Origin of the sequence: Streptomyces sp. NPDC012637, from assembly GCF_042954805.1 — a bacterium.
In the GTDB taxonomy this organism is placed as follows: Bacteria; Actinomycetota; Actinomycetes; order Streptomycetales; family Streptomycetaceae; genus Streptomyces.
The window spans coordinates 1043458-1058806 of the sequence record NZ_JBIBDS010000001.1 but is presented as its reverse complement, the minus strand read 5'-3'; the positions used below and the strand labels follow the sequence as shown (position 1 = coordinate 1058806).

Sequence of the window (15349 nt, the reverse complement as noted above, 5' to 3'; positions counted from 1 at the left end):
GTGACGGCGGAACCGGGGCCGAGGTCCATGCGAGAACTGCGAAACGAATCGAGGACGGTCGTGAAGAGAACTGAGGACGGAGTGCCCGGAGGGGTCTCCCGCCGGGATGTCTTCAAGGTCTCCGGAGCGGCTCTGGGCGGCCTGGCACTCGGAACCGCCACGGCGGGTACCGCAGCGGGCGGGGAGCTCCCGGCGACGGGGCAGACGCCCACCATGCAGCAGTGTGACGAGAACGGCTGTAACTACCCTGTGGATCCCGAGTCCACGCAGCGGTACAGCTATCCGGACAGGCTGAGGAAGTTCACACCGGACATGCAGCCGGATCTCGCTGACGACGAGATGCGCATCACCTTCTTGGGGACCGCGTTCCCGACATCGCCGGGGCGCCGTGCCCAGCAGTTGATGAGCATCTTCGTGGAGGTCGGCCCGTGGCTTCCGGACCCCAACGGGGGATTCGGCAGGGCGACGGACTCCTTCGTCTTCGACTGCGGAGCCGGGGTGATCGCGAACTACGGTGCGATGGGGATCTCGCTCGGCAGGATGGACAAGATCTTCCTCTCTCACCTGCACGGCGATCACATGAGCGACCTCACTCCCATCTATTGCTTCGGCCCCGCGTACGACCGCCACTGGCCTCTGTACGTCTGGGGACAGAGCCGTTCCGGCGTGGAGAACCCGAGCGGGAAACCGAAGTACTACGAGGACGGCCTGGGTGACTTCTGCAAGCACTTCCGCGAGGCCATGCGGTGGCACACCGAGGCCTTCAGCTTCCTGCCAACGGGCTTTCCGGGTTACGACATCCCCACCCAGCAGGACTGGAACACACCGGTACCCCTCCAGCCGGTCGGTGACGACGCCGCCAACGACGCGTACGGGCTCGTCCCCATCGAGCTGGACTGGACGAAGACCGGGCTCGACGCGAACGGGAACCCCGACTACCAGAACATCGCCTACCGCAACAACGGCGTCACCATCACGCACTTCCCGGTGATCCACGACCGGAAGGGCTCGATGGGCTACAAGCTCGAGTGGAACGGCCTGTCCGTGATCTACACGAGCGACACCAGGCCCGAGACGATCAGCATCAAGCAGGCGCACAACGGCGGCAAGGGCGTGGACGTGTTCATCCACGAGATGATCCTCCCGCCGGAGCTCCTCGCTATGAAGAACATGGGCCTCACGTTCCCCGACTACTCGGTTCCAGGCTTCAAGGAGCTCGTCGCGGGGGCAGCGGCGGTCGAAGCGAGCTCGCACACTCCGCAGGGAGCCTTCGGGTATCTGCTGAGCCAGATCGACCCCCGCCCCGACCTCACGGTCATCGCGCACTTTCCGGTAGCCGACGACTCCGTCGCATGCGCCATGAACAGCGTGCGGAACCACTTCCCCCAGGGCCGCTATCCGAAGTTCGGCAAGGACATCGTCTGGTCCACCGACCTGATGGTGCTGAAGGTGAAGAAGGGGTGGAACGGCAGGCCGCCCAGGATCGAGCAGTTCAGCGGAGAGGTTTCGGACTACACCTATGCGGCGCCAGGCAATGCGTCCTCGCCGCTCAGCCCGCCGAAGTACCCGAGCCCCACCGCGCAGCTCGACACGACGAACCTGATCAGGCCCGGCGCGGACACCTACTGCGCAAACGGGTACTGACGCGGTGTCCAGAGCACCTGGCGGCTCGGCCACGCGCCGGTGGCGTGGCCGGCGACTGCGGCCTGGGCCACGCCCTGGACGACGCCCAACACCGTGCCCGTCGACGGGAGTCGCCTGCGGAGTCCTGCGGTGAGGAGGAGTGAGGTGCAGGAGTTCGAGACCAGGTCGGTGATTCTTGCGGACGGTCGCCGGCTCGCCTACACCGAGTTCGGCGATCCCAAGGGCTGGCCAGTCTTCCATTGCCATGCAGGCCTGATCGGGCGGCTCGATGTCGTGAGCGCGGCAGGCGAGGCTCACGCCCTCGGGATCCGTCTCATCTCACCGGACAGGCCCGGCGTCGGCCACTCCGACCCCAAGCCGGGCCGGACGACCCGGGATTGGGCCTCGGACGTGTCAGAACTGGCCGACGCTCTCGGGATCGAGCGCTTCTCCGTCTATGGCTGCTCGATGGGAGGCCAGTACGCGCTTGCGTGCGCGGCGGTCCTGAGGCCGAGGGTGGAGCGGGTGGCGTTCGCCTCCGGGGCGGTACCGCTGGACGACCCGCACGCTCTCGCCGAGCTGAACCTCGGCGACCGTACACTCACCCGGCTGGCGCGGAGGGCTTCGCCGGTGGCAGCCGGCGTCTTCGCCATCTCCGGTCGGCTTTGCCGCTGGCTGCCGGGCCCCACGATGGGAATGACGGCGCGTCTCTTCGCTCCTCCGGACCGGGACGCGATCGAGAGGATGGGGATCGCGTTCGCGCACGCCACCGCCGACGCGATGCGGCAGCCGCGTGGGATGGTCGAGGAGTACCGGGCCTGGGCGCGGCCATGGGGCTTTCGACCCGAGGATGTCGAGGCCCCCGTGGACCTCTGGTTCGGAGCCGAGGACCGGCTCGTGCCACCGACATGGCACGCGAGGCTCGCACGCCGGCTGCCGCACGCGGAGCTGCACGTCATGGACGGCTCCGGGCACCTGGTCGCCTACGACCGCTGGCGAGAGGTGCTGTCCCGGCTCGACCCGCGTGCGGCCTCACGGCACCCCGGCAAGCCGCCCGAGTAGCCTCCGGAGCGGTCAACGCCCCGACCCGGTACGCAATACCGCGGTGGCGCCGGGCGTCCAGACCTGCTGGACCCGACGACCCTCGACGCTGTCCTGGGATCGAGACGATCAGCGGCAGCAGGAGGAGAGATCCTGGCAGCACTTCGGGTCTGCCGACGGCAGTACGACGATCGTGGCAAGCACGGCCGTGGCGCTGGTTCCGTACCCGATGGCGTGGATCGCCGGAGCGAAACCGAGGCGAACAGCACGATGGCCGTCAGCAGGAGCAAACAGGGGTACGGGTCGGGTCCGGCGGCGACGCGTCCGCCCTGCGCCATGCCTCGGCCAGTGGCATCCCACCGAAGCGAATCGCTACCGGCGGGCCAGTTCCGACCGCCGGTAGGAGTATCCGAAGTACACGCCAAGGCCGATCACGAACCACACGACGAAGCGCACCCAGGTCTGCCAGTGCAGGAAGGTGATGAGCCACAGCGAGAAGGCGACCCCGATCGCCGGCACCACCGGCATCCCGGGCGTGCGGAAGGTGCGCGGCAATTCCGGCTGCCGGTGGCGCAGCACGATGACCGCCACACACACCACGACGAACGCCAGCAGGATGCCGATGTTGGTCAGTTCGGCCGCCGCGGTGATCGGCAGAAAACCGGCGATGACCGCCGACACCGCTCCGACGATCCAGGTCACGCGCGTGGGCACGTGCCGCGTGGGATGCGTCTTCGCGAACCACTTCGGCAGCAGCCCGTCGCGGCTCATCGCGAACCACACGCGGGTGACGCCCAGCATGAAGGTGAACATCACCGTGAGGATGCCGATGATCGCACCGACCGCGATGACGTCGGCGATGCCGTCGAGCCCGACGGACTTGAACGCTGTGGAGAACCCGCTCTCCGGGTCGATGTCCTGGTAGTTCTGCATGCCGGTCAGCACCAGGCAGGCCGCCACATAGAGCACCATCGCGATGGACAGCGAGAGGATGATCGCCTTCGGCATGTGGCGCTTGGCGTCCGTGGACTCCTCGGCCGCGGTGCTCATGGCGTCGTACCCGAACACGGCGAAGAACACCGTCGCGGCCCCGGTGAACGCCCCGCCGACCCCGAACGGGAAGAACGGGTGGTAGTTCGCGGTGTCGATGTGGAAGACACCGACGCCGACGACGAGCAGGACCACCAGGACCTTCAGCACCACCACGGTGGTCTCGAAACGCGCCGCCCTCCTGATGCCCAGATTCAGCAGATACGCGATGAACAGACACAGCAGGGCGGCGAACAGGTCGACCCGGTGCCCGGCACCGGTACCGGGCGCACCCAGCATCCATGTCGGCAGTTCGACGCCCGCCTCAGCGACCAGGAAGCCGAAGTATCCGGAGACGCCGATGGAGACGACCGCCGCGATCGCCGTGTATTCGAGCAGCAGATCCCAGCCGATGAACCAGCCCGCGAGCTCGCCGAGCACCGTGTACGCATACGTGTAGGCCGATCCCGCCCTGGGGATCAGTCCCGCGAACTCCGCGTACGAGAGCGCCGCGGCGGCACTGGCCACGCCCGCGACGAGGAACGACACCACCACCGCCGGGCCGGCCGTGTCCTTCGCGACCGCGCCCGCGAGCGCGAAGATCCCGGCACCGATGATCCCGCCCAGACCGAGCGCGGTGAGCTGCCACAACCCCAGGGCCCGCTCCAGACGCGGGCCCTCGCCGGCGTCGGTCTCCTCGACGAGCTCGATCGGCTTGCGACGCAGGACACCACGGCCCGCCCCGAGACCGGCCACCCGACATCACCTCTTCCTGCACGGCAGCCGCTCCGAGCCGATCGGGACGGGCCGGGACTCCGCCGTGCCGCGAGACGAGGACAAACCGCCCTGGCCGCTGCGCCGGGCCGGAGGCCACGACCGCGTCGCTGACGGGGAAGGACCACAGTATCGCCGCCCGGGCGACCCGCCGGCTCGGGCTCGCCGACGCAGCTCCGGCGCTTGCTGGGGCTCGATTCGGCTGCCTTGCCACACCGCTGCGGCGCACGAGGCACGCGCCTCAGGGATCCGGCCGGCTTCTCCCGACCGGTCCGGCGTCGGCCGTTCCGATCCCGGACCGGGCCGAACGACCCGGGATCGGGCCTCGGACATGACGGAGCCGGCCGAGGCGCTCGGGATCGATCGCTTCTCCGTCCACGGCTGCTCGATGGGAGGCCAGTACGCGCTCGCGTGTGCGGCGGTCCTGAGAGCGAGGAAGGAGCGGGTGGCGTGCGCCTCCGGGGCGGTACCTGCGGACGCCCGGAGTTCCCTCGCCGAGCTGAACGGCGGCGATCGTGTGCTGACGTGGCCGGCGTGGAGGGCTTCGCCGATGGCGGGCGGCGTGTTCGCCGTCTCCAGGCGGCCGCCTGGAGACGGAACAGCCACCGCACCTGCGGCTCGCCGCCCAGCGGTTCCCCGGTGCACGCGCCGCGTGCCGCGGCCCGCCTGGTGAGAGCCACGGCGTCGACGGCACGGGATGACGGCTTCACGTGCCCCGGTGCCATGCCCGCCGGTCTGCCAGGCCCCTGCGAGTGAGACCGGGCAGTCGCCTGCGCCGGGCCACTCGTCGGCCGATGTCTGGGAGCCGGGCCCGGCGGTGATCGGCAGTCCCCGCCGCCTGGGTGCTTCATGAACACCATTCCCTCCGTGAGGGCCGGCCGCCTCCGCGATGAGCGGACAGGCGGCCGCCGAGGGCCGGAGCCGTGGCGGTCATCCTTGCGGTGGCGGTTCGTTGGCGGCGGCGTCGGCGATGCCGAAGCGCAGCAGCTGGTGGCCGAGGTCGACCAGGGCGCGTCCGGCCGCGTATTCGTCGCCGATCTCCGGCGCGGGAGGGTCGTGCGGGTTGCGGTGGGCTTCGGTGTGGCTCTCCAGCCGGTTGTCACCGGTGTCGAGGACGGCGTGCACCTTCGTGACGTCGCCCTCCTCGAAGAGGTCCACGCGCAGGGTCCACGTCTTGGTACGCATCGGCGTGTTCGTCGTCTGCTCGTTCATGTCCAGACCTGTCCTCTGAGGGGGTGGGTGAGGGTTTCGTCCCGGGGGAGGGGCGAGTCGGGCCGGGGCAGCCGCCCGCTGTAGTGCCCGTCGGTATGGTGACCACTCGTGGGTACGGGAACCACCTTCTTCGTCCGGAGTCCGCATCTCCAGCGTGAATGAGGCCGAGACTGTTGGACATGGGCCGCCCGGCCCAACGCGGGGTGGCGGTCGGCCGCGGTCCGTGGGCGCCGCCGACTCGGTCGCCGCCGTCCACCGCGAGTGGGCAGTCGGGGGACATGGCGGATTCACAGGGGCGCTTTCAGCCTGGTCGTCGGTGCAGTGACGGGGTCGTTCGGCCTTGGTGCTGGGCGGGGGCGGGAGTACCGTGGAAATCGGCCTGCAGGGCGAGCGAGGGAGTCGACCGGATGGCCCCGGGTGATGGACGGTTGTGCCTTGCGCGGGGCGTTTGTCGACGGTCGGGCTGAGAGGCTGGAAGGTCTGTGAGACCCGAAGGCGACCTCCATCACCTGATCCGGACAATGCCGGCGAAGGGAGCCCACCTTGCAGGTTTCCGGCTGCTTGCACGACATCGTTGCGAGTTGCGATCAGCGACGGGACGGCGGCTAGGTACGGCGGAGCGTCCGAAGGGCCTCGCCGAGCGCGAGCGCCTGCCGCTTCGGCCATGGCTGGTCCGTGAAGGGTGGCGGACTCGACGGCCACACCTTGAGCGCCTGCGAAATCCCCGGGCGTCCGCGGAAACGCGCGCGGTTCAGCACAGCTACCGCATGCGGGTGGAAGCGGTGGCTGCGTTCGACCACATCTGCGGCGAGGTGGAGCGGTGAAGCCTCCGTAGAGTCACGGGGCGGGCCAAGGCCATGGTCATGACGAGCGCCGGTTTCGCTGGGCCGGGATTCGCTGCCAAGTTGCCGCGCCGTTTTCCGTGGGCTCCTGCGGTGGCGAGTCCTCGTGCACGCGCGGATCGGGCGTCGCTGCTCTGTGAGGGTGACGGTGATCACGAGGGCTCTTGAGCGCGTGCTGCGTACGTCCGGTCGGGCGGATGCTCGGCTGACGAGCTCGTCGAGCGGATCCGGGAGGACCTCATCGCGCTCCTCGACTTGCGCGACTGCCACTTCGAGCCCGGCGCGGAGTCCGCCGCCGATCGGCTACCCAGGCTGGAACCCGACGGCTCGCTGCGGGTCGAAGGATGGATCTGGGACATGACCGGCAGGGATGGCCGGACGGGCAGACCGAGCTGTAAGCCGTCGCTCAGGGGCGCTGCCAAGGGATCTTTCTTCTGACGCCTGCCCCCGGCGTCGTGCCGGCGTCGCCGGAGGCCCGACTGGTCGCGGTCGACCTGGCGGGCCTGGCCGCCCTCGCGCTTGCAGGGCAAACGGATCTATCCCAGCCCTGACGCCTTGAGGACCGATCGCGCCGTCTCGGCGTGGATGTAGAGGGAGAGCCGAGCGAGATCGCTGGTGTCGCGGCTCAGCGTGCCGCGCCGCACGGAGGCTCGGGCGCCGGCCTCGAGCCGGAGCCAGATCGCCGGATTGGCGGACAGAACCCGTAGGTCGACCTCGACTCGGCCGCCCTCCGCATCTCTCAGGATCACGCGATGCGAAGTGCCCCCGGACGGCCAGGCGACGCACGAGAGCCGGTCGATGCGGACCGTCCTCGCCACCCAGAGGCCCTGGATGATCAGCAGGTCCGATGCTGCGGTGACCCGCGCGGGCAGCAGGATCACCAGCAATACCGACGCGAGAGTGATGAATGCCGCGGTGCGGAGGACGGCCAGGCCGTGCGTACCGGCGTCGGCGATCAGCGACATCAACAGCAGCATGACGGCGCATCCGACGGCGGTCCGGGCCTCTCCCGGCCATCCCACGTCGGAAAGGACATCGCCGGGGACGCCCGGTACGGGTCGGGCGATGCGACGGGGCATCTTCATGGCGCTCACGCTAGGCGCACAGTCCCGCCAGATCATCGAGCTCCTACGCCGTCCTTACGCAGCCGCCCGCAGAATTGTCGGGCTCCTGACGGTCACGGGCCCAGTCGTGTGGTGCACGTACTCGCGGACGAGGCGGAATTTGGCGGTCCAGGCCAACAGGCGGCTCGCCCGGTTGTCGCGGGAGCAGCTCCAGGTGGCGGTCCTGCCCCGGGCGGAGATGTCGTGGGTCAGGCCCTGGACGCAGGCGAGGGCGAGGTGCTGTCGTCGCTCGGAGAGGTCGGTGGCACAGGCGACGTCCTCGTACCGGCTTCCGGTGAAGCGTGTGCAGGCCAGCGCCAGTACGCGGCCCTTGCGGAAGGCGGCCCAGCCCTGCCCGGAGGCGGCGAGGACCTCGGGACCGCCCCACGTGGCGTGGATCCAGCTCATGGAGGGGGCCATCGCGGCGAGTGCCGGACCGTCCTCGGCATGGAGCCGCCGTACCGTCACCCCGCGCGGCACGCGCGGCGGAGTACCTGCCGCCTGTTGCACGTAGAGCATGCGGTCCCAGGGGCGCAGGCGGTCGAAGGCGGCACCGAGGACCGGCAGGAAGTGGTCGGAGGCTTCGACGCAACGACCGGCCAGTGGGGTGAGCTCGGCCGGGGTGAGGGCGGTGGGGTCGCCGGCGAGGAGGGCGTGGTCGCCGGACGTGACGGCGATGGCGCGGGGGTGTTCGGCGCGGTCGGTCCACCAGGTGCCGTGGCCGGTGGCGAGGACGTGCTCGGCGAGGGCGGCGGTGCCAGGTGTGCCGACGGGGAACACGCGCGCGCAGGCGGGCGGTTGGTGGGCGGGGTGTGGGATCACGGGGGGAACCTCCGGTATAGACACGGGGCGGCCCGCCCGGGGACGGGCCGCCCCGGTCGGGGTCAGCGCTGGCCGGCCTTGCGGCCGTGGTTGGCCTTCTTCTTGCGGCGGTCCTTCTTCTTGCGGGCGCGCTTCGACATCGTGGGTCGCTCCTTCAGGCGGTGTGGCCGACGAGCACGTCGGCGAGCTTGTTGAGGCGCTTGACCGTGCGCTCCTCGGTGGCGGCCGGCGCGGGGGCGACGCGCTGGTCGCGGTCGTAGTAGGCGCCGTTGACGATCTCGACGGCCGGGTCGCAGAGCCGTACGACATGGGCGGCGCCCTCGGCCGGCGACACGCCCTCGTGGGCGTACAGCGGCAGCAGGCTGGTGGTGCAGATGCCGGGGTGGACGGAGACGGCGGTGACACGCGGGTCGGCGGCGAAGACCGTCAGGGCCAGCTGCGACTGGGCGTAGGCGGCCAGCCGGGAGTAGCGACGGGCCCGGTTGGGGTCGGCCCACTGGATGGAGCCGGACCGGTGCAGTGACGAGGACACGTTGACCACCCGGCCGCCCGGCTCCGAGGTCAGGGCCGGCTCCAGGAGGTTGGTCAGGAGGTAGTGCGCCAGGAAGTTGACCTGGAAGGCGATCTCGTTGCCGTCGACGGTGACGGTGTGCCGCTCGGGCGCCGCCATGCCCGCATTGTTCACCAGGACGTCCAGGTGCGGGTGTTCGGCGCGGACCCGTGCGGCGAACTGCTCGACCTCCTCCAGGCGGGAGAAGTCCGCGCCGAACGCGCACACGCGCTCGGCGGACACGTCGGAGAGCGTGACGAGCCGGTCGACGGCCGCGTGCGCCTCCTCGGCGGTCCTGCCGTGCACGAGCACGGTCGCACCGCGCTCGGCGAGCAGCCGGGCGGTCTGGTGGCCGATGCCGGAGGTGGCGCCGGTGACGAGCACGGTGCGTCCGGACAGGGAAGAAGAAGACATGGTTCGTCCAGGGATGGTTGATGCCGATGAGGTACGAGAAGAGGGGCGCCGTGACCGGTTACGACGGTCACGGCGCCCCTGTGACGTGGGCGCGGGCAGGCGTCAGCGCAGGGCGGACGCGCCCGGACGGCAGCGGGGCGTGCGACTCGGCGACGCCTGATGAGGCGGCCGGTCGAGCAGGAGCCACGCGCTGTTCACGCTTCTCATCCAATCCCTGGCCGCGTCCCCGGGCAAGGCCAACGGCATTCTCTGATGCTCCCCTGACGTGTGTTCACCCGAGGCCCGGGATCGTCGACACGAGCAGGTCGATGGCCTTGATGCCGACGAACGGAAGGACCAGGCCACCGAGGCCGTACAGCAGCAGATTGCGGCGCAGCAGGTCGTGCGCGGACGCCGGCGTGTAGCGGACGCCGCGCAGCGCGAGCGGAATGAGCGCCACGATGATCAGGGCGTTGAAGATGATGGCGGAGGTGATCGCCGAGGTGGGGCTGTGCAGGCCCATGATGTTGAGCGCTTCCAGACCGGGGTAGGCGCCGGCGAACATCGCGGGGATGATGGCGAAGTACTTCGCCACGTCGTTCGTGATGGAGAAGGTCGTCAAGGCGCCTCGCGTGATGAGGAGTTGCTTGCCGATTTGGATGATCTCGATGAGCTTGGTCGGGTTGGAGTCGAGGTCGACCATGTTGCCTGCTTCCTTGGCGGCCGACGTTCCGGTGTTCATGGCGACGCCGACGTCCGCCTGGGCGAGGGCCGGGGCGTCGTTCGTGCCGTCGCCCGTCATGGCCACCAGCTTGCCGCCCTCCTGCTCCTTCTTGATGAGGGCGAGCTTGTCCTCGGGGGTGGCCTCGGCGAGGAAGTCGTCGACGCCGGCCTCGGCGGCGATCGCGCGGGCGGTCAGCGGGTTGTCGCCGGTGATCATCACCGTGCGGATGCCCATGCGCCGCAGCTCGGCGAACCGTTCCTTGATGCCTTCCTTGACGACGTCCTTGAGATGGACGATGCCGAGCACCCGGGGGCCGTCCCAGTCGTGCACGGCCACCAGCAGCGGCGTGCCTCCAGAGGCGGCGATCGCGTCGCTCCAGAGGCGTGCCTCGGACGGCACCGCACCGCCGTACATCTCCACCCAGGCGATGACCTGCGCGGCGGCGCCCTTGCGGATGTGGCAGACGGCGCCGTTGCCCCAGCGCAGGTCGATGCCGCTCATCCGGGTCTGCGCGCTGAACTTCACGAACCGCGCGTTGGACAACTCGCCTTCGGTCGGCGCCCGCAGCCCGAAGCGCTCACTCGCGAGCACCACGACCGAGCGTCCCTCGGGCGTCTCGTCGGCGAGGGAGGAGAGCTGGGCGGCGTCCGCGAGCTTGGCCTCGTCGACTCCCGGGAGCGGTACGAAGTCGGCTGCCTCCCGGTTTCCCAGGGTGATCGTGCCCGTCTTGTCGAGGAGCAGGGTGTTGATGTCGCCGGCGGCTTCGACGGCGCGGCCCGACATCGCGAGCACATTGCGCTGCACGAGACGGTCCATGCCGGCGATGCCGATCGCCGACAGCAGCGCGCCGATCGTCGTCGGGATCAGGGTCACAAGCAGGGCGACAAGCACGGTGGTGGACGGAGCGGCCCCCGCGTACGCGGCCATCGGCTGCAGGGCGACGGTGACGAGGACGAAGACGGTCGTCAGCGCGGCGAGCAGGATGTTGAGCGCTATCTCGTTCGGGGTCTTCTGCCGTGAGGCGCCCTCGACCAGGGCGATCATCCGGTCCATGAAGGAGTGGCCGGGGCGGGAGGTGACCCGTACGACGATCCGGTCCGAGAGCACCGTCGTACCGCCTGTCACGCCCGACCGGTCGCCACCGGCCTCCCGGATCACGGGTGCGGACTCGCCGGTGACGGCGGACTCGTCGACCGCCGCGACGCCGTCCACGACGTCGCCGTCGGCCGGGATCAGCTCGCCCGCCTCGACGAGCACGAAGTCGAACATCGCCAGATCGGTGGCGGCGACGGCCTCCGTCTCGGCCGTGTGGAGATTGGTGCCGTAGCGCCAGTGCTTCAGCCGTAGCGCCACCGTGTCCGTCCGGGCCTTGCGCAGCGACTCGGCCTGGGCCCGGCCGCGCCCTTCGGCGACCGCCTCGGCCAGGTTGGCGAAGACGACCGTCAGCCACAGCCAGACGCTGATGACCCAGGTGAAGACCGACGGGTGGACGATGGCGGAGAGGGTGGTGAGCACCGATCCGACGGCGACGACGAAGAGCACAGGGTTGCGGACCAGGTGCCGCGGATGCAGTTTGCGCAGGGCGTCGGGGAAGGAGCTGAGCATCTGGGCGGGGTCGAGCAGCCCGCCCTCCACGCGGCGTCTGCGCCGTGGTGGGCGGGCGGCGGGCGGGACGGAAGGCGCCTGCTGGACTGGAGCGGCGGGATTCATGGGGCCAGGACCTTCATGAAGGAGCCGCCGCCCGGGACGGTGGGCGGCGGCTGGATCGGCTGGACGCACCGGGCGAGGCCCCGGGTGCGCCGGATGGACGAGCGGACAGAGGAACGGGAGAGAGGGGGCGGCATCCCGCCGAGCCCTGAAGAGGTGGGGCGATCGGCGGGACGCCGGCCCCGCTCGGCGCATGCGGATGGGAGGCACGGCACCGAGCGGCCTTCGTCGAGGGGTCGAGCCACTGACGTCCTCGGCGGTGGGCGGCGGTTGCCGAATTTAGTCCCCGACTCGGGCCGCGCTGGAAGTCGTTGACGTCCTTCTGACGGTTGAGACGCTTCCTCTGACGGCTTCTTTGCACCGCGCAAGTGCTGTCCGGCAAAGCGGTGTCAGGACCCACGGGCGGCGCGTCAGAAGCACGTCACAGCAATCGATTGCCGTCTTCGTCCGGTCAAGACTGATCGGCACGGAAGGACGGACGACCGTTGAGATCGGGGGGCGCGTGACCATGAGCGCCGGGACGGGGCGCAGTCAGGGGGCGGGGGCCCCGACTGAAGCCCAACGCCATGCGACGGCCGTCCGGCCAGGGGCCTCGTTCGGCCTGTGACCCAGAAGGGGTTCGCGGGTCGGGCCGGCCGCGGGCCGGGGAGTCCCAGGAGTTCTGACACGCACTCCTGGAACGGCACCCCGGCCCGTTTCGGCTGTCCCGCCCGGGTGCCGGCCGCGGACGACGCCCGTACGGATCGCGTCAAGAGCCTGACAGCATCGCGGCCCGGCGCGCCAGAGAGCCGTCAAAGTGGCTGTGCAGGACCCAGCGGGAGGCGTCTCCTCCGAGTGTGCGTGCACAGCACGAGCGCAACTCCGATGAAACGCAAGGCAGTCGAAGGGGCCGTCTGGAACATGAGTGTCGAGAACGTCGTCGGTCTGATCGTCGCGGTCGCGCTGGTCGGCTACCTGGTGGCCGCCTTCGTCAAGCCCGAGAAGTTTTGAACGCCCGCCACCCCACCGAGACGGCTCGTGGTCGCACCGGCCGGCTCAAGGTCTACCTCGGGGCCGCCCGTGGCGCGGGCAAGACCTGCCGCATGCTCGACGAGGGCCGCCGCAGGGCGGCGCGGGGTACGGACGTGGTCGCCGGGCTCGTGGAGTGCCACGGAAGGCCGTACACCGAGACCCTGCTCGAGGGGCTCGAACGGACCCCGCCCCAGGGTCGGGAGCTCGACCTGGACGCGGTGCTGAGCCGCCGCCCGGAGGTCGTGCTCGTCGACGACCTCGCCCACGCCCCCGGCTGCCGCAACGAACGGCGCTGGCAGGACGTGGCCGAACTTCTCGCCGCCGGCGTGGACGTCGTCACCACGTTGGACGTCCAGCACCTGGAATCGCTCAGCGACGCCGTCGAGCGCATCACCGAACTGCCCGGCGGCGACACCGTTCCCGACACGGTCGTGCGCGGTGCGGACCAGATCGAGCTCATAGACATGGCGCCCGAGGCGCTGCGCCGCCGGATGGCCCACGGCGACATCCTCCCGCCCGGCGAGGTCGACGCCGCTCTCGCCCGCTACTACCGCGTCGGCAACCTCACGGCGCTGCGTGAACTCGCCCTGCTGTGGCTGGCCGACCGTGTGGACGACGCCCTGCGCGCCTATCGTTCGGAACACCGCATCGGCGGAGTCTGGGAGACCCGCGAGCGGGTGGTCGTGGCGCTGACCGGCGGGCCGGAGGGGGAGACCCTGATCCGCCGGGCCGCCCGGATCGCGGCCCGCGCCGCCGCCCACGGCGAACTCCTCGCCGTGTACGTGGCCCGCAGCGACGCCCTGACCGCGGGTGCCTCGGCCGCCGCCCTCGGCCGGCAGCGCCGGCTCGTCGAAGACCTGGGCGGCAGCTACCACACGGTCGTCGGCGAGGACGTGCCCACGGCCCTGATCGACTTCGCCCGAGCGGAGAACGCCACCCAGCTCGTCGTCGGCACCAGCCGGCGCGGGCGGCTGGAACGATTCCTCACCGGGCGCGGCATCGGCGAGACGACGGTGGCGCTCTCCGGCGACATCGACGTCCACATGGTCACCCACGAACGGGCCGGGCGGGGCCGTCTGCTGCCTTCCCGGCGGCGCACGCTGCCGACGTCCCGGCTCGTCGCCGGGCCGGTCGCCGGCCTGGTCCTCCCCGTCCTGCTGACCCTGCTGCTCGACCGCGCCCGCGGCACGCTCAACCTCACCAGCGAGGCGCTGCTCTTCCTCCTCACCGTGGTGGGCGTCGCGTGCATCGGCGGTGTCGCCTCCGCGCTCGTCGCCGCCCTCACCGCCTCCCTGCTGCTCAACTACTGGTTCATACCGCCCGTCGGGCAGTTCAGCTTCCAGGACCCCGACAACGTCCTTGCCCTCGTCGTCTTCGCCGTCGTCGCGGGTGTGGTCGCCGCGGCCGTCGACCGATCCCTACGGCTTTCCCGCAGGGCCGCCCGCGCCACCGCCGAGGCCGAGACCCTGTCCTCGCTCGCGGGCTCCATCGTCCGTGGTGAGGAGGCCATCTCGGCCCTGCTCGGCCGGGCCAAGGAGGCCTTCGGGATGGCGTCGGCCGAGCTCATGGACTCGGCCGAACTCGCCGCCGCCCGGCAGGCAGAACCGGACGACGGCATGGCCACCACCGGCGTCGCCGTCGGCGACGACCTGCACCTCGTGCTGCGCGGCCGACTCCTGTCGTCCTCCGACCGCCGGGTCCTCGCCGCGTTCGCCGCGCACGTGTCCGCCGCCACCGAACGCGACCGGCTCGCCGAAGCCGCCGCCGAGGTGGAACCCGTACGGGCCGCGGACCGCATGCGCACCGCGCTCCTCGCCGCCGTGAGCCACGATCTGCGCACGCCGCTCGCGAGCGGCTGGGCCGCCGTCGCCTCGCTGCGCAGCCCCGACGTCGACTTCACCGAGGAGGAACGGCGGGAACTCCTCGACACCGCCGACACCTCCATGGCCCGGCTCGGCCACCTCATCGACAACCTCCTAGACATGAGCCGCCTCCAGGCCGGGGCGCTCTCCCTGTCGCTACGGCCCACCGCCCTGGAGGAGGTCATCCCCTCGGCTCTCGACACCCTGCCGCCCGGCTCCCGGCCGCCGACGCTCGGCGCCCTGGAGGACACTCCCGAGGTCCTCGCCGACCCGCCCCTCCTCGAACGGGTCGTCGCCAACCTGGTCGCCAACGCCACCCGCTTCGCCTCGCCCGAGCACCCGGTCCTGATCACCGCCAGCACCCTGGCCGGCCGGGTTGAGCTGCGGATCGTCGACCGCGGCCCCGGTCTGCCCGCAGACGCCCATGAACGGGCCTTCGAGCCCTTCCAGCGCCTCGGCGACACCGACAACACCACGGGCGTCGGCCTCGGCCTCGCGCTCTCCCGAGGCTTGACCGAGGCCATGGGCGGCACACTCACGCCCGAGGACACCCCAGGCGGCGGCCTGACCATGGTCCTCAGCCTGCCCTGCGCACCGCTGGAGGCGAGTGGTGCCGGGGGAGCTACGAAGGCGGCCAGGTGAGCGAGCCGACCTGG

The 15349-nt window shown here is 70.7% G+C and carries 12 protein-coding genes and 1 riboswitch; of the genes, 5 read left to right on the top strand and 7 right to left on the bottom strand.

Annotation, left to right across the window (positions count from 1 at the left end; all coding sequences use genetic code 11):
* Positions 1-27: 27 nt before the first annotated feature.
* A complete protein-coding gene (locus tag ACFY8W_RS04820) occupies positions 28-1644 on the top strand; it encodes a hypothetical protein (protein WP_391100245.1) in 1617 nt (538 codons plus the stop codon).
* 144 nt (positions 1645-1788) lie between these two features.
* A complete protein-coding gene (locus tag ACFY8W_RS04815; RefSeq protein ID WP_391100243.1) occupies positions 1789-2685 on the top strand; it encodes an alpha/beta fold hydrolase in 897 nt (298 codons plus the stop codon).
* Positions 2686-3036: 351 nt separating this feature from the next.
* On the opposite strand, the gene ACFY8W_RS04810 is transcribed toward ACFY8W_RS04815, so the two are convergent.
* Complete coding sequence (locus tag ACFY8W_RS04810; protein WP_391100240.1) at positions 3037-4449, bottom strand: amino acid permease; 1413 nt, start codon at positions 4447-4449, stop codon at positions 3037-3039.
* On the opposite strand from ACFY8W_RS04810, the gene ACFY8W_RS04805 reads away from it, so the two are divergent.
* Positions 4331-5140, top strand: a complete 810-nt coding sequence (locus ACFY8W_RS04805; protein ID WP_391100238.1) for an alpha/beta fold hydrolase — start codon at positions 4331-4333, stop codon at positions 5138-5140. The genes ACFY8W_RS04810 and ACFY8W_RS04805 overlap by 119 nt on opposite strands.
* A 257-nt stretch (positions 5141-5397) precedes the next feature.
* Here ACFY8W_RS04805 and ACFY8W_RS04800 read toward each other — a convergent pair whose 3' ends face one another.
* The 6 genes from ACFY8W_RS04800 to kdpB all read right to left on the bottom strand — a co-directional run bounded on the left by ACFY8W_RS04800 (position 5398) and on the right by kdpB (position 11823).
* Positions 5398-5679: a dsRBD fold-containing protein gene (locus ACFY8W_RS04800; protein WP_365758542.1), complete on the bottom strand. Its 282-nt coding sequence runs from the start codon at positions 5677-5679 to the stop codon at positions 5398-5400.
* 431 nt (positions 5680-6110) lie between these two features.
* Positions 6111-6232, top strand: a riboswitch (TPP riboswitch).
* A gap of 825 nt (positions 6233-7057) precedes the next feature.
* Positions 7058-7606: a hypothetical protein gene (locus ACFY8W_RS04795; RefSeq protein WP_391100235.1), complete on the bottom strand. Its 549-nt coding sequence runs from the start codon at positions 7604-7606 to the stop codon at positions 7058-7060.
* A 54-nt stretch (positions 7607-7660) separates the two neighbouring features.
* On the bottom strand, positions 7661-8446 hold the full coding sequence (locus tag ACFY8W_RS04790) for a GNAT family N-acetyltransferase (protein WP_391100233.1): 786 nt from the start codon (positions 8444-8446) through the stop codon (positions 7661-7663).
* Positions 8447-8508: 62 nt separating this feature from the next.
* Positions 8509-8586 carry a 50S ribosomal protein bL37 gene (locus tag ACFY8W_RS04785; protein WP_375138118.1) on the bottom strand — a complete coding sequence of 26 codons (78 nt, stop codon included), beginning with the start codon at positions 8584-8586 and terminating at the stop codon, positions 8509-8511.
* 14 nt (positions 8587-8600) lie between these two features.
* Positions 8601-9410 carry an SDR family NAD(P)-dependent oxidoreductase gene (locus tag ACFY8W_RS04780; protein WP_391100230.1) on the bottom strand — a complete coding sequence of 270 codons (810 nt, stop codon included), beginning with the start codon at positions 9408-9410 and terminating at the stop codon, positions 8601-8603.
* Positions 9411-9681: 271 nt separating this feature from the next.
* Positions 9682-11823, bottom strand: coding sequence for a potassium-transporting ATPase subunit KdpB (gene kdpB, locus ACFY8W_RS04775; RefSeq protein ID WP_391100228.1), 2142 nt, complete (start codon positions 11821-11823; stop codon positions 9682-9684).
* An 897-nt stretch (positions 11824-12720) separates the two neighbouring features.
* On the opposite strand from kdpB, the gene kdpF reads away from it, so the two are divergent.
* Together kdpF and ACFY8W_RS04765 are read left to right on the top strand one after the other, a co-directional pair.
* Positions 12721-12810, top strand: coding sequence for a K(+)-transporting ATPase subunit F (gene kdpF / locus ACFY8W_RS04770; protein ID WP_386868782.1), 90 nt, complete (start codon positions 12721-12723; stop codon positions 12808-12810).
* Positions 12807-15335 carry an ATP-binding protein gene (locus ACFY8W_RS04765; RefSeq protein ID WP_391100226.1) on the top strand — a complete coding sequence of 843 codons (2529 nt, stop codon included), beginning with the start codon at positions 12807-12809 and terminating at the stop codon, positions 15333-15335. Before kdpF ends, ACFY8W_RS04765 begins: the two co-directional genes overlap by 4 nt.
* Positions 15336-15349: the final 14 nt, after the last annotated feature.

Bases quoted from the DNA above. Each gene is read 5' to 3' on its own strand.
- ACFY8W_RS04820 (WP_391100245.1), top strand. From the start codon at position 28: ATGCGAGAACTGCGAAACGAATCGAGGACGGTCGTGAAGAGAACTGAG.
- ACFY8W_RS04800 (WP_365758542.1), bottom strand. From the start codon at position 5,679: ATGAACGAGCAGACGACGAACACGCCGATGCGTACCAAGACGTGGACC.
- ACFY8W_RS04795 (WP_391100235.1), bottom strand. From the start codon at position 7,606: ATGAAGATGCCCCGTCGCATCGCCCGACCCGTACCGGGCGTCCCCGGC.
- ACFY8W_RS04785 (WP_375138118.1), bottom strand. From the start codon at position 8,586: ATGTCGAAGCGCGCCCGCAAGAAGAAGGACCGCCGCAAGAAGAAGGCC.
- ACFY8W_RS04780 (WP_391100230.1), bottom strand. From the start codon at position 9,410: ATGTCTTCTTCTTCCCTGTCCGGACGCACCGTGCTCGTCACCGGCGCC.
- kdpB (WP_391100228.1), bottom strand. From the start codon at position 11,823: ATGAATCCCGCCGCTCCAGTCCAGCAGGCGCCTTCCGTCCCGCCCGCC.
- kdpF (WP_386868782.1), top strand. From the start codon at position 12,721: ATGAGTGTCGAGAACGTCGTCGGTCTGATCGTCGCGGTCGCGCTGGTC.